Source organism: Streptomyces sp. NPDC004266, from assembly GCF_042874095.1.
GTDB lineage: Bacteria > Actinomycetota > Actinomycetes > Streptomycetales > Streptomycetaceae > Streptomyces.
This window is the reverse complement of record NZ_JBIAMM010000012.1, coordinates 17,787-29,560: the sequence shown is the minus strand read 5'-3', so window position 1 is coordinate 29,560 and position 11,774 is coordinate 17,787. Positions and strand designations below refer to the sequence as shown.

At 73.3% G+C, this 11,774-nt stretch carries 12 protein-coding genes; 7 read left to right on the top strand and 5 right to left on the bottom strand.

All coding sequences use genetic code 11. From position 1 onward, the window contains the following. Positions 1-768: an SDR family NAD(P)-dependent oxidoreductase gene (locus ACFYUZ_RS26520; RefSeq protein WP_389313249.1), complete on the bottom strand. Its 768-nt coding sequence runs from the start codon at positions 766-768 to the stop codon at positions 1-3. Between the two features lie 317 nt (positions 769-1,085). Between ACFYUZ_RS26520 and ACFYUZ_RS26515 the strand changes: the two genes are divergently transcribed. Continuing rightward, complete coding sequence (locus ACFYUZ_RS26515) at positions 1,086-1,325, top strand: hypothetical protein (protein ID WP_030691035.1); 240 nt, start codon at positions 1,086-1,088, stop codon at positions 1,323-1,325. Further along, positions 1,325-1,702: a fic family toxin-antitoxin system, toxin component gene (locus tag ACFYUZ_RS26510; RefSeq protein ID WP_389313678.1), complete on the top strand. Its 378-nt coding sequence runs from the start codon at positions 1,325-1,327 to the stop codon at positions 1,700-1,702. Before ACFYUZ_RS26515 ends, ACFYUZ_RS26510 begins: the two co-directional genes overlap by 1 nt. A gap of 59 nt (positions 1,703-1,761) precedes the next feature. On the opposite strand, the gene ACFYUZ_RS26505 is transcribed toward ACFYUZ_RS26510, so the two are convergent. Beyond that, positions 1,762-2,403, bottom strand: coding sequence for a response regulator (locus ACFYUZ_RS26505; protein WP_389313677.1), 642 nt, complete (start codon positions 2,401-2,403; stop codon positions 1,762-1,764). Between the two features lie 50 nt (positions 2,404-2,453). After that, on the bottom strand, positions 2,454-3,668 hold the full coding sequence (locus ACFYUZ_RS26500; RefSeq protein WP_389313247.1) for a sensor histidine kinase: 1,215 nt from the start codon (positions 3,666-3,668) through the stop codon (positions 2,454-2,456). A 193-nt stretch (positions 3,669-3,861) separates the two neighbouring features. Here ACFYUZ_RS26500 and ACFYUZ_RS26495 point away from each other — a divergent pair, with 193 nt between their 5' ends. Then, positions 3,862-4,374, top strand: a complete 513-nt coding sequence (locus ACFYUZ_RS26495; RefSeq protein ID WP_389313245.1) for a hypothetical protein — start codon at positions 3,862-3,864, stop codon at positions 4,372-4,374. 122 nt (positions 4,375-4,496) lie between these two features. Then, positions 4,497-5,327 carry a hypothetical protein gene (locus tag ACFYUZ_RS26490; protein WP_389313243.1) on the top strand — a complete coding sequence of 277 codons (831 nt, stop codon included), beginning with the start codon at positions 4,497-4,499 and terminating at the stop codon, positions 5,325-5,327. Between the two features lie 799 nt (positions 5,328-6,126). On the opposite strand, the gene ACFYUZ_RS26485 is transcribed toward ACFYUZ_RS26490, so the two are convergent. Both ACFYUZ_RS26485 and ACFYUZ_RS26480 read right to left on the bottom strand, forming a co-directional pair. Beyond that, the gene (locus ACFYUZ_RS26485; RefSeq protein WP_389313241.1) at positions 6,127-6,507 is read right to left on the bottom strand and encodes a nuclear transport factor 2 family protein; all 381 of its coding nucleotides are present in this window, start codon (positions 6,505-6,507) and stop codon (positions 6,127-6,129) included. A gap of 69 nt (positions 6,508-6,576) precedes the next feature. Then, positions 6,577-7,626, bottom strand: coding sequence for a mechanosensitive ion channel family protein (locus ACFYUZ_RS26480; protein WP_389313239.1), 1,050 nt, complete (start codon positions 7,624-7,626; stop codon positions 6,577-6,579). Between the two features lie 169 nt (positions 7,627-7,795). Here ACFYUZ_RS26480 and ACFYUZ_RS26475 point away from each other — a divergent pair, with 169 nt between their 5' ends. The 3 genes from ACFYUZ_RS26475 (at position 7,796) to ACFYUZ_RS26465 (ending at position 11,755) form a co-directional block, all read left to right on the top strand. Next, the gene (locus tag ACFYUZ_RS26475) at positions 7,796-8,020 is read left to right on the top strand and encodes a DUF6458 family protein (RefSeq protein ID WP_389313237.1); all 225 of its coding nucleotides are present in this window, start codon (positions 7,796-7,798) and stop codon (positions 8,018-8,020) included. Positions 8,021-8,236: 216 nt separating this feature from the next. Beyond that, positions 8,237-9,862, top strand: a complete 1,626-nt coding sequence (locus tag ACFYUZ_RS26470) for a HEAT repeat domain-containing protein (protein WP_389313235.1) — start codon at positions 8,237-8,239, stop codon at positions 9,860-9,862. Between the two features lie 270 nt (positions 9,863-10,132). Next, on the top strand, positions 10,133-11,755 hold the full coding sequence (locus tag ACFYUZ_RS26465) for a multicopper oxidase family protein (RefSeq protein WP_389313234.1): 1,623 nt from the start codon (positions 10,133-10,135) through the stop codon (positions 11,753-11,755). Positions 11,756-11,774 lie beyond the last annotated feature (19 nt).

Below are 11,774 nucleotides of genomic sequence, written 5' to 3'. Positions count from 1 at the left end.
TCAACTCCGCAGATGAGAAGCGCCGTTGAGGTCGAGGATCGTGCCGGAGGACCATTCGGCGGCGGGAGAGGCGAGCCAGAGCACCGCCGCCGCGATCTCCTCGGCCGATCCCACCCGGCCGAACGGGCTCTGCTTCCGGATCGACTCGCCCTCGGGCCCCTCCAGGCGCGGCGCGACGCGCTCGGTCGCGAAGAAGCCGGGGGCGACCGAGGCGACGGCGATCCCATGAGGCGCGAGCGAGACCGCGAGCGACTGGCCCAGTGCGTGCACGGCGGCCTTCGTCGCCCCGTACGCCGGGTGGTCGGGCTCGCCCCGGAAGGCGCCACGGGAGCCGATGTTCACGATCCGGCCCCCCGTACCCTGCTCGATCATGAGCCGGGCGGCGAGATGGCTCAGGTTCGCGGTGGCGAGCAGGTTGACCGCCACGTGCTGCTGCCACACCGCCACCCACTCCTCGTACGAGGTCTCCGCCAAGGGGTGACGGACGTTCACCGCCGCGTTGTTCACCAACACGTCGATCCCGCCGAGGCCCTCCGCCGCCATGTCCATCACGGCGGCCGCCTGCGCCGGGTTCGCGAGGTCGCCGCCGACCAGCACGTGACCCGTCCCGGTGAGGGACTCCAGACTCACGCGCGCCTCCTCGGCACGCGAGCCGAAGTGGACGGCGACCCGGTCGCCGTTGGCCGCGAACGCCTGGGCCACCGCGCGCCCGAGGCCACGTGACGCGCCACTGACAAGGACGCGCCTGCCTGATGCGGGCAGATTCATGGAGATTCCTTTCGAACCGCGACGGAGGAGGAGCCCCTGTCTCCCCGCCGCCCCGTGAGTGTTCGGTCGGACCTTCCGTACGGCGGTGGCGAGGCAACTCGGCCGCGTACGCAGGTCGTCGATCACCCAAAGCGTAGGAGATCCGAGCGGAGTGCTCGCCGCCGCCGTCGCAGCCCGCCTCCTCGCTCTCCTCCGGGCGGACTCGCGCACATCACCGGAACGAGTGGTGCGCACACCGGCGTCCGGGTCGCGCGGCGCCGCGGCCTGCCGGCCCCGGCCCCCTTGGCCCGCGAGGTAACGGCTGTTACCATGCGGGTATGGCAAAGACACAGCTGGGCGCGCGCGTGGACGAGGACGTGGCGGAACTCGCGAAGAAGCGCGCCGCCGACCTGGGGCTGAGCGTGGGGGACTACCTCGCCCGGCTCGTGCAGGACGATGCCAGCGGCCTGCGCGCCCGAGCGGTCGACGCGGCCGCCCGCTTCCTGGCCGAACACCAGGCGGTCTTCGACGAGGCCGAGCAGGCCCAGCAGGCGCCCCGGGAAACGCGCGCGGCGTGATGGAACTGCACATCGACGTTCCCTGGATCCTGCAGGTCGCCGAGGCCGCCGGAGCGGACGACCCGTCCCCCGACGACTACGGCGTCCCGGTGTCGGCCGTCGCCCGCCACCGGGCCGAGGTGCTCGAACAGCCGGTGTACGACGGTCCCTACGCCAAGGCCGCCGCCCTGATGCACACCCTGGGCCGGTGCCGCTGGCTGGAGCGCTCCAACCTGGCCGTCGCCGCCGCGACCGGCGTCATGTACCTCGAAGCCGCCGGAGTCCCCGTCAAGCCGGCCCGCCAGGACGCCATCGCCCTGAAGGACCTGCTCCTCGACCCCACCTGCACGGCGGGGAGGATCGCCGCCCTGCTGCGGACCTGGCCCACGGCCACCTGACGCGCACTCCTCCGGCCGGGGCCGGAGGAGTCGGGACGCGCCCGCCCGCTCCGCGAGGATCAGCAGTCCGCCACGCCCAGGAAGTGCAGCACCGCCAGCACGCGGCGGTGGTCGGCGTCCGCCTTGGGGAGGTCGAGTTTGGCGAGGATGCTGTTGATGTGCTTGGCGACCGCGCTCTCGCTGACCACGAGTCGGGCGGCGATGCCCGCGTTGGACCGACCCTCGGCCATCAGGGCCAGCACCTCCCGCTCGCGGGAGGTCAGCCGGTCCAGCGGATCGCTCGGCCGCCGCACCAGCAGCTGGGCGACGACCTGCGGGTCGAGCGCGGTGCCTCCGCCCGCCACGCGCCGCAGGGCCTCGATGAACTCCTCGACGTCCACGACCCGTTGCTTGAGCAGATAGCCCACCCCGCTGGTGTGGGTGGCGAGCAGCTCGGCCGCGTAGCGTTCTTCGACGTACTGGGAAAGCAACAGCACGGCGGTCGACGGCCGGTCGCGGCGGATCGACAGCGCGGCGCGCACCCCTTCGTCCGTGAAGCCGGGCGGCATGCGGACGTCCACCACCGCGAGGTCCGGCCGGTGTTCCTCGACCGCGGCCAGCAGCCCCGGAGCGTCCCCGGCCTCGGCCGCCACCTCGAATCCCGCCATCTCCACCAGCTTGACCAGCCCGGTCCGCAGCAGCACGGAGTCCTCGGCGATCACGACGCGCTTCCCGTCCGGCACCGCACGGCTCGTGTCGGACGCGGTACGGCTCAAGTCGGACACGGCAGCTCCACGCTCATCATGGTCGGGCCCCCGACGGGGCTGGTCATCCTGAAGGTTCCGTCCACGGACCGCACGCGCTGGGCGAGTCCCCTGAGTCCGCTGCCCTTGGACGGATCGGCTCCGCCCGTACCGTCGTCGGCGATCACCACGCGCAGTATCCCGCCCAGCCGGGTGACCGTCACATCCGCCCGGGTCGCCTCCCGCGCGTGCTTGGCCATGTTCGTCAGTGCCTCGGAGACCACGAAGTACGCGACCGCCTCGACGGCGGGGGCCACCCGCCGCTGCAGGTCCACCCGCAGCCGTACGGGCAGCGGAGCCCGCGCCGCGAGCCCGGACAGCGCCGCGTCCAGCCCCAGTTCGTCCAGTACGGCGGGATGCAGCCCGCGGACGAGCTGGTCGAGTTCCTCGATCGCCTCCTTCGCCTCCCGGTGGGCCGTGTCGATCACCTCCAGCACCTCCGGCGGCAGATCCTTCAGCGTCGCCCTGGCCAGACCCAGATTCAGCGCCAGCGACACCAGACGCTGCTGGGCGCCGTCGTGCAGGTCCCGCTCGATGCGCCGCCGTTCGGCATCCGCGGCGTCCACCGCACCGGCCCGGCTCTCGGTGAGATCGGCCACCCGCCGCGCCAGGTCCTCGTGCGGGTCGGGTCCCAGCAGACCGGGGGCCACGTGTGCCTCGAAGCGGACCAGGGCCGCGGCGAGGGCGGGGACGGCGGCGAGCACGGCGAGACCGGTCAGGGTGACGTAGAGCGCCTGGGTGGTGTGGCCGGGGTGGTCGATCCGCCACTGCCGGGGGACCGCCCAGACCCACACGTACACCGTGACGGCGGCCAGGCCCGTCGACAGCGCGGCGAGCAGAAGCGTTTCGAGCCCGCCGAGCAGCAATCCCACCGGACCGTGGTAGACGAACTGCCGCCAGGGCCGACGCCGTCCCGGGCGGGCGATCTCGATGCCGAGCAGCCGCCGGAACCGCCGGCGTTGGGCCGCGGTCAGGGCCGGCACGGCCGACACCACCAGCACCAGGGCCGGCCCCAGGAGCAGCGGCGCGCTGCTGTCCCGTCCCTCGACGACCTCCCAGACGAGGCCGTAGACCATGAACAGCAGGAATCCCATGAGGAGATGCGGCGGCACCCCCAGGGCGACGAAGGAGACGTCGCGGGTCAGGCGGCCGAGCGCGCGTCGGGACGCGGGCGGGATCTTCATGATCCAACACTAGGGCCTGTCTTTCGGATCATGCCGGGCGTCGCGACCTGCCATGGAGCTGCTGTCCGGAAAGGGGGTGCAACCAGCACCACCCCAGGACGGACAGTGGTGTTACCGACTTCCGCCGACGGGAAAAGCAGGGTGGGTCACGAGCCCGACGGCCGGGTTCATGACACCGGAAGAGACCTCCGCCATGACCCTCATCACTCTCGGCGCCCCCACCCGCGGGTGCCCGACGGCCGCCTTCGCACCCCGTGGCTCCTCCCGCCCGACCCGCGCCGCCCGCCGGCAGGGACGCGTGCTCATGGGCGCGGGCCTCGCCCTGCTGCCCTGGCTCGGCTACCTCGCCGCCACCCTGCCGCCCGCCGAGGCCGCGGCCTGGATCACGCTCGACACCTTCGAGGCCGCCGCGCTGATCGCCGCCGGCAGTCGCCTGCTGCACGGCGACGGCCGTCACCGCCTGCCCGCGGCCGCCGCGGCGGTGCTGCTCGTCGCCGACGCCTGCGTCGACCTCGCCACCGCCACGCCCGGCACGGAGCTCACCACCGCCCTCGCCATGGCCGTGGTCGCGGAGATCCCCCTCGCGGTGATGTGCGCGATGCTCTCCGCGCGCCCACCACGCGGCACTTGCCGGACCACCTCGTCGCCGTCGCTCTCGCCCGTGCCCTCAGCGGCCTCGACCAGTGATCACCGAGACGCCCGCTGACCACGGCCGCGATCGGCACGGACGAGCAGGAACCACTCACCTCGTCCACCCGTCCTCTCCACGGGAGCCGCCACGGACTCCCCACCGCCTTCGCTCTTCACCACCGAGGTTCGAGGAGATCCATGGTCGACACCGTCAACTCGCTGGCCACCCGCGTTCACGAACTGCTGGTGGCGCTCATGACCGAGGGCGCCGACGCGAGGGTGCCGGGGCAGGGGTCCTCGCCCGCGCGTGGATTCCTCGGCGCCTCACCGAGCGTCGACGTCACCACGGGCTTCCACGACGTCGTCGCGCGCGCCACGACGCTCGGCCCCGACGGCACATGGCTCGTCGCCGCGGGCCACGTGAGCCTCGGCGTCCTGGCCATCGCACGCGGACAGGCGGACCGAAGCGTCTTCCACCTCGACGCCGCGGCGGCAGCCGGTTACAACGACTGCGTGACGCTCCACGCCGCCCCCATGCGCCCGCTGCACGACGACCCCCGCTTCCGGGCCCTGTACCAGCGGATGCGCATCACGGCGGCCGACCTCGACGAGCTCTTCTGGTTGCACCGGGAGATGCACCTCATGACGCAGGACGCCCAGAAAGCGATGATCGACAACCTCGGCCGCCTCGACACCGGGGTGTCGCTGCTCCCGCAGGCCCCCATGCCGACCCGTGAACCGCACACCGTCGGCGTCCTGGTCGCCCGCATCGATCTTGCCGCGACCCAGACCGCGCTCCGACAGGCCGCCCTGAAGACGGACTTCCAGCGCAGCTCCGGCAACACCAGCCTCAGCCTCATCGACGACTCGTGGGACTACTCCCGTGCCAGGCACGACGCCTGGCACGCCGACGACCTGGATTCCCGGCGCCTGCGGGCCGCCGAGGCCCGGGCGTTCGTCGAACGCCCCGGCGCCGGCACCACCCTCACCCCCTGCCCGCCGCTGGGTTCGATCACGTACCCGGCCTGAGGAGGGCCGCACCGGCACGGCGACGAGGGGCCCCACCGGCACGGGGGTCGGCGCGGCCCCTCATGGCCGTACCGCAGAGCGAGCGGTCGTCCAGGGGCCGGCCCCGCGACCGACGTACGGCGCCGCCCGAGCAGGTCGCGGGCATGCGCCACGAGGAGCTGTCGGCGCCAGCCCGTACCGGCGGCGCAGCAAGACAGCGAGTCGCCCGATCGAAGGCACCGCTGCGCTGCTGCGTCTTGGGATCGAAGGCGGATACGGGGTGACGTCGCCGAATCTCAGGCGTCGGCTGTCCTTGCCGTGACGGTACGGCCCCCCAGGGACGGCCGGGAACTCGGCGCGAGGCCCACCTCGCCACCGCGCGGCCACAGCAGGACTTCCGCCAGGCGTGCTTCCCTCATCCAGGCGCCTGCGCCGCGCCCGTACGTGCTCGCCGGCACGGTGCGCCACCTGACGTACCGACGAACTGCGGGCGCGGATCGACCGGGTGAGGTCGACGTCGTCACGCGTCCGCCGCCGACCGGCCGCGAGCGTTCCGGCGGGACCGCCGCCGCCCACGACCTTGTGGAACGCGTGGTGTTCGGTCACGCCCCCAGGACACCTCTCGTCGCCGAGACGTGACATCATGCCACGTGACGGGCGTCACACCCCTCATGGAGTGCGGGCGTCCGGGGCCAGGAGGGGCGGCACAGGGCGATGGCACCGCCCAGTGCCGCGCCGCGCCCGGCCGGACGGCGACCCGGGAACGGCGTGGACCGGCGGACGACGACCCGGGAACGGCGTGGACCGGGTCGAACCCCCCCTAGAACATGGTGTTGTCGTTCTGGGAGGCGGGCGGGACGACCTGGAGGACGTCCCAGTGCTCGACGATCTTGCCCTCGGCGTCGAAGCGGAAGATGTCGATGCCGGCGTACTCCTCCTCGGGCCAGGTCTGGTGGCAGTGCAGTACGACGTGGTCGCCCTCGGCGAAGGCGCGCTTGTACTCGACGCGTTTGCCCGGGTACTCGGCGGCCATCCGCTCGAAGTAGTCGATGAAAGCCTGCTTGCCGTCGCCGACGTGCGGGTTGTGCTGGATGTAGGTGGCGCCGACGTACCGGTCGACGGCTTCGGCGGGTCGGCACTGGTTGAACATCAGGTCGTAGAACGCCTTGGCCGTGGCCTTGTTCTTCTCCGGGTCGCTCATGACGCCACCGTAGGTCCGCCGTCGGGGCGAGGCGCGGTGGGCGCGTCGAGCAGGTGGTGGGCACGCACGTCAGGACTGTGGTGCGTCGGCCGCCGGGGCGGTCACGATGCGGGGGAGGGCTGCGGGGTGTTCCCGTGTGAGCCAGGCGACGAGCTCCTCCCGGACGGCGCAGCGGGTCGTCCACAGGTCGTCCGCGTCCTTGGCGGTCACGAGGGCGCGCACGGTGATGCCGGTCGGGGACGTGTCGGTGACGGCGAGGTCCCACGCCCGGCCGTCCCAGCCGGGGCAGTCGTCGAGGAACTTCCGCAGGTGGGCGCGCATCAGCGTGACGGGTGTGGAGTGGTCGCAGTAGAGGAACACCGTCCCGGTCAGCTCGTTGCCGCCGCGCGACCAGTTCTCGAAGGGGCGCGAGGTGAAGTACGAGACGGGCAGGGTGACCCGGCGTTCGTCCCACGTCCGGACGGTGAGGAAGGTGAGCGTCACCTCCTCCACGGTGCCCCACTCCCCGTCGACGACCACCGTGTCCCCGATGCGGACCATGTCGCCGAAGGCGATCTGGAAGCCGGCGAAGAGGTTCCCGAGGGTCGACTGCGCCGCGACGCCGGCGACGATGCCGATGATCCCGGCCGAGGCGAGCAGTGACGCACCGAGCCCCCGGAAGGAGGGGAAGGTGACGAGCGCGAAGGCGGCGGCGATCACGCCGATGACCACCGACACGACCCGGGTGAGCAGCGTGACCTGCGTACGGACGCGGCGCAGCCGTGCCGCGTTGCGCGTGCGTCCGGCGTACCGCGCGTACGAGGACTCGACGACGGCCGAGACGAAGCGGACCGTCAGCCAGGCGCCGCCGCCTATCAGGCACAACAGGAGGAGGTGGTCGAGCCCTTCGGAGTGGTCCAGGAGAGGGGGCCAGTCCGTCGCCCGGTACGACCACCGGAACAAGGCGCAGAGCAGCACGACGTACAGCGGTGTGCGGCAGCGCCTCAACAGCCCCCAGAGCGGGGTGTCGGGACGGCGCGCGTCCGCGTACCGCGCGAGGAGGTCTGCAGCCCGGCCGACGGTCAGGGCCGCCAGCGTCGAGCCGCTGAGGACGATCGCCAGTCGAACAAAGCTTTCCATGGCTCCCCAGTGGACGAATGGAATCCGGTCGTCCTTCTCGCCTCACCGCCGGCCCGCCGGGCAAACACACCGCCTCCACGGCGCCGACGGGGACCGCCGTCGCCGCCCGGGGGATGAGACCGGCGGGGCGGGGTAGCCGGAACCCGTCCGTTCCGACAAGGGAGGAACCGTGGGTCTGGGAATATGCATCATCCTGATCGCCGTAGGAGCCATCCTCACGTTCGCGACCGACTGGCAGCTCGACGGGGTCAACCTCGACCTGGTGGGGCTGATCTTCATGGCCGTCGGCATCATCGGCACGGCCGTGTACACGAGCATCCTGCGCCGCCGCCGGATGGTCGTTCCTCCGGTCGCCCCGACGGTGACCGAGGACGACCGCCGGGACCTGCTCTGAGGCGGTGGCGGGACGAGTGGTCCGGCTCTGGGGCGGTGGCGGGAGGAGTGCCCGAGGGGCCGCCGCGCCGGTCCACGCGGATCGCCGGCACGCGGGCGCCGTCCCCCTGCCCGGCCCCGGCGAGACCCGACGGGCCCCGTCGGGCACATGCCCGGTCGGACGGGTGTCGTCCCCGCCACGGCGCCGCCCCGCCCCTCCGTGGCCGATACTGCCCGCATGGGGGAAGACGACACCGTCCGGGCACGTCTCCGCGCCGCCCTGCGCGCCGACGACCCGTGGTCCGCGCTGTACGCGCTGAAGACCGACCGGCCCGACCGCCTCGCCGCGGCGGTCGAGGAGCTGTACCGATCGGACACGGACAGGGCCGCCTCCGGCGCGCACCTCACCTGGCTCCTCGGGATCCTCGGCGAACCCGGCGGCGCGGTACTGCTGCGCCTGCTCGCCGAGCCCCCGCTCTCCGCCGACGACCGCCGGGACCTGCTGCGGACCACCGTGACGCGCGGACTGCGGCTGCCGGCCGAACTGCTGCGCACGTACGCGGACGACACCCCGGCGCCCGACGGGAAGGACGCCCGCCCCGGTGGCTCGCCCGCTCCCGAACTCGTCGACGCCATGGGCCTCTCCGGCGACCCGTCCTTCGCGCCGCGCCTCGGAGCCCTTCTGTCGGACCCCGCCGCCCCGCGCGGCCGCGCCGCCCTCGCGCTGGGCCGCCTCGGCGCGCGTGAGTGGACGGTGCCGATCGCCGGGCGGCTGTCCGAGGTGACCGGGCTGGACCGCACGGCGTTCGCCGTCGCCCTGGAGCTGATGAGCGACCCCGCCGCCGTACCGCACCTGCTCCGATGGCTCGCCGAGAGCGGCGAAGAGGGGGTGTACGACGTCCACCACGCACTCGTACGGCTCACCGGACGCGACCCGCTCCTGCCGGAATCGGCGAGCGGGGCGGCGTACGCGGCGGCCGTGCGCGCCGTCTGGGCCGACGGCCGCACCGAGCGCGCACCCGCCGTGGTGCGGGAGCTCGTCGTCGAGTCCGGGGCGCGGGCCCGGTTCTCCGTCGACGGGGGAGCGGGCCGGGTCCGGATCGCCTTCGACCCTCCGTCGCCCGGTGCCTCCTGGCCGCGCTGGGACCGGTCGCTGACGTTCGACCGGAAGCCGCTGTACCGGGTCGGCTCGTCCTGCGGCACGTGCGAGCTCGGTCTGACGCTGCTGGACTGGCCGGACGAGGAGGCGACCCGGATCGCGGCCCGTATGCGCGGGCGGCTGGCCGACCTGGACCGCCTCGACGCCGAGCTGTTCCTCGAATGGGGCCCCGTCCTCGGCGAGTTGGAGACCGGCCACTACCGCGCCCTCCTGCTCGACCTCCCGCTGGAGCGGGTGACGGACCCGGCCCGCTCCTGGTGGTACCGCCGGGTCACGACCCGGGCGGAGGAGGACGACTCCGAGTACGGCGACGACCGCCCCGAGGACCACTGGCCCGGCGTCGCGCACTTCCAGCTCACAACGCCCGTTCCGGGCGCGCGGGTGCCGTCCACCTACGGCGCCCTCCTGCCCTCACAGCCGCCCGAGGCGCTCGACCCCACGACCGTCGCCCGCCACGCGGCCGCCGTGGCGGCGGGAGAACGGCCGGCCGCCGTGATCCTCGGCTGGCTCGACGACCGGTACGTGGAGGCCCGGCACGAGGAACGGTGGCTGGTCGGTGCGGTACTTGACGGTCACCACCGTCTCACCGCGTACGCGGCGGCCGGCGTGCCGGCCCGCGTGCTCTTCCTCGCCCGGGCGGGCGAGGGCGGCGGCACGGACGGCGGCCTGGAGGAGGTGGCCGCCGCCTACGGATGCCGGGACTGACGACGGCACCGCGGACGGCCCGAATCGGCCCTCGACGGGGCCGTTCCGCCGCATCGCGCTGTCCCTGAGGCGGCCGCTCTTCTCTCCCGCCGGGCCGGAGCCCCGGCCCTCCCGCCGTCCCCCGGTGAAGGCGGGCACGGCGCGCCACACGTCCCGGGAAGTGCCGGGCTCCTCCGCCGGCCGGCCGTCGCCGCCCGGCGGGGGCGGTTCGTGGTGGCCGTGGTGCGCCACCCGGGCTGCGTCGGTCGCACTGATCTAGATTGCCCGGGTATGGGAGAAAGCAGCGGAATCAGCCGTCGATCCGTTCTGAAGGCCGTCCCCGTCGTGGGTCTCGCGGCGGCGGCCGGCGGAACCCCGGGCGTACGGCGGGCAGGTGCGGCGTCGACGCCCTTCCCGCAGCCTGCCGTGTCGACCTCGCGGCCGGTGCCCGGTTCGGCGTCGCCGGTGCTGGAGCAGACGCTCGACGTCCGGTTCACGGACGTCTCGGTGCCGGGCCACGGCCGGATCACCACCCGCACGTACAACGGGACGATCCCGGGACCGACCCTGCGCGTGCGCGGTGGGCAGACCCTGCGGCTGACACACGTCAACGGCCTTCCGCCCAACCCGCCCCACACCGGCGGCCACAACACGCCGCACCACCCCAACAGCTTCAACCTGCACACCCACGGGATGCACGTCTCCCCGTCCGGGCTCGCCGACAACGTCCTGCGCGAGTTCGCGCCACGCACCCAGGAGGAGGTCGCCGCCGGTGCCCCGGAGCCGCGGTACGTGACGACCGTCCACGTGCCGGCCGACCACCCCGCCGGCACCTACTGGTACCACCCCCATCTGCACGGCGCCATCGCCGAGCAGATCGTCGGCGGCATGACCGGGGTGATCGTCGTCGAGGGCGACGTCGACGAGGTGCCCGAGATCAGGGCGGCCGCCGACCTCGTCGTGTGCGTCAACGAACTCAAGGTCAAGGACGGCAAGGTCCCCGCCTTCACCTCAGGCGGCTGGGTGACCGGCGTCCCCTCCGTCTTCACCGTCAACGGCACGGTCGATCCCACCCTGCGGCTGCGCCCCGGCGAGGTGCAGCGGTGGCGGCTGGTCGCCGCGACCGCGTTCACCGCCCTGCGGCTCCGGATCGTCGGGGACCGCGCCGTCGGGGGCCGCGGAAGCCTGCCGATGCACCAGATCGCGCAGGACGGCGTCACCTTCGCCGGACCCGTCGCCCTGGACCTGCTGGACCTGGCCATGGGCAACCGCGCCGATGTCCTGGTCCGGGGCGACACCCCCGGCCGGTACGAACTGCGGGCCGACGGGGTGCCCGGGCCGCTGATGACGATCGAGGTGGCGGGAGAGCCCCTCCAGCCGCCGATGGACCTGCCGACGGCGCTGCCCCCGGGCAGACCCTTCCTCGACGAGAGGGACATCGCCAACCCCGACGCGGACCGTGAAGTGCTCTTCCACGCCGATGCGGGCGTCTTCCCCGGGGCGTTCCCCAACGCCTTCCGCGTCCTGGGCACCAACCCGACCCCCGCGGCCGACCCCCACGGCGACCTCACCCGCGACCCGGCCTACGGCCTGTTCGACCCGGACCGCACCAACCACACCCTGCGCCTCGGCACCGTCGAGCGATGGACCGTCCGCACCGACGAAACCCTGCCGGCGCACCGGCACCCCTTCCACCTGCACACCAACCAGGTCCTTCTCACCCACCGCAACGGCCGACGGCTCGACCCGCCGGTCTGGCACGACACCATCGGCCTGGCCGGCGGCAGACCCGGAGAGTCCGTCACCTTCCTGGTCGCGTACGAGGACTTCACCGGCCGCACCATCGCCCACTGCCATCAGCTGCACCACGAAGACCTCGGCATGATGCAGCTCGTCGACTACGTCGAAGGGTGAGAGCCGGCCCCGAGCAGCC

Bases quoted from the DNA above. Each gene is read 5' to 3' on its own strand.
- ACFYUZ_RS26485 (WP_389313241.1), bottom strand. From the start codon at position 6,507: ATGAGCGACCCGGAGAAGAACAAGGCCACGGCCAAGGCGTTCTACGAC.
- ACFYUZ_RS26495 (WP_389313245.1), top strand. From the start codon at position 3,862: ATGACCCTCATCACTCTCGGCGCCCCCACCCGCGGGTGCCCGACGGCC.
- ACFYUZ_RS26490 (WP_389313243.1), top strand. From the start codon at position 4,497: ATGGTCGACACCGTCAACTCGCTGGCCACCCGCGTTCACGAACTGCTG.
- ACFYUZ_RS26480 (WP_389313239.1), bottom strand. From the start codon at position 7,626: ATGGAAAGCTTTGTTCGACTGGCGATCGTCCTCAGCGGCTCGACGCTG.
- ACFYUZ_RS26470 (WP_389313235.1), top strand. From the start codon at position 8,237: ATGGGGGAAGACGACACCGTCCGGGCACGTCTCCGCGCCGCCCTGCGC.
- ACFYUZ_RS26510 (WP_389313678.1), top strand. From the start codon at position 1,325: ATGGAACTGCACATCGACGTTCCCTGGATCCTGCAGGTCGCCGAGGCC.
- ACFYUZ_RS26465 (WP_389313234.1), top strand. From the start codon at position 10,133: ATGGGAGAAAGCAGCGGAATCAGCCGTCGATCCGTTCTGAAGGCCGTC.
- ACFYUZ_RS26500 (WP_389313247.1), bottom strand. From the start codon at position 3,668: ATGAAGATCCCGCCCGCGTCCCGACGCGCGCTCGGCCGCCTGACCCGC.
- ACFYUZ_RS26520 (WP_389313249.1), bottom strand. From the start codon at position 768: ATGAATCTGCCCGCATCAGGCAGGCGCGTCCTTGTCAGTGGCGCGTCA.
- ACFYUZ_RS26515 (WP_030691035.1), top strand. From the start codon at position 1,086: ATGGCAAAGACACAGCTGGGCGCGCGCGTGGACGAGGACGTGGCGGAA.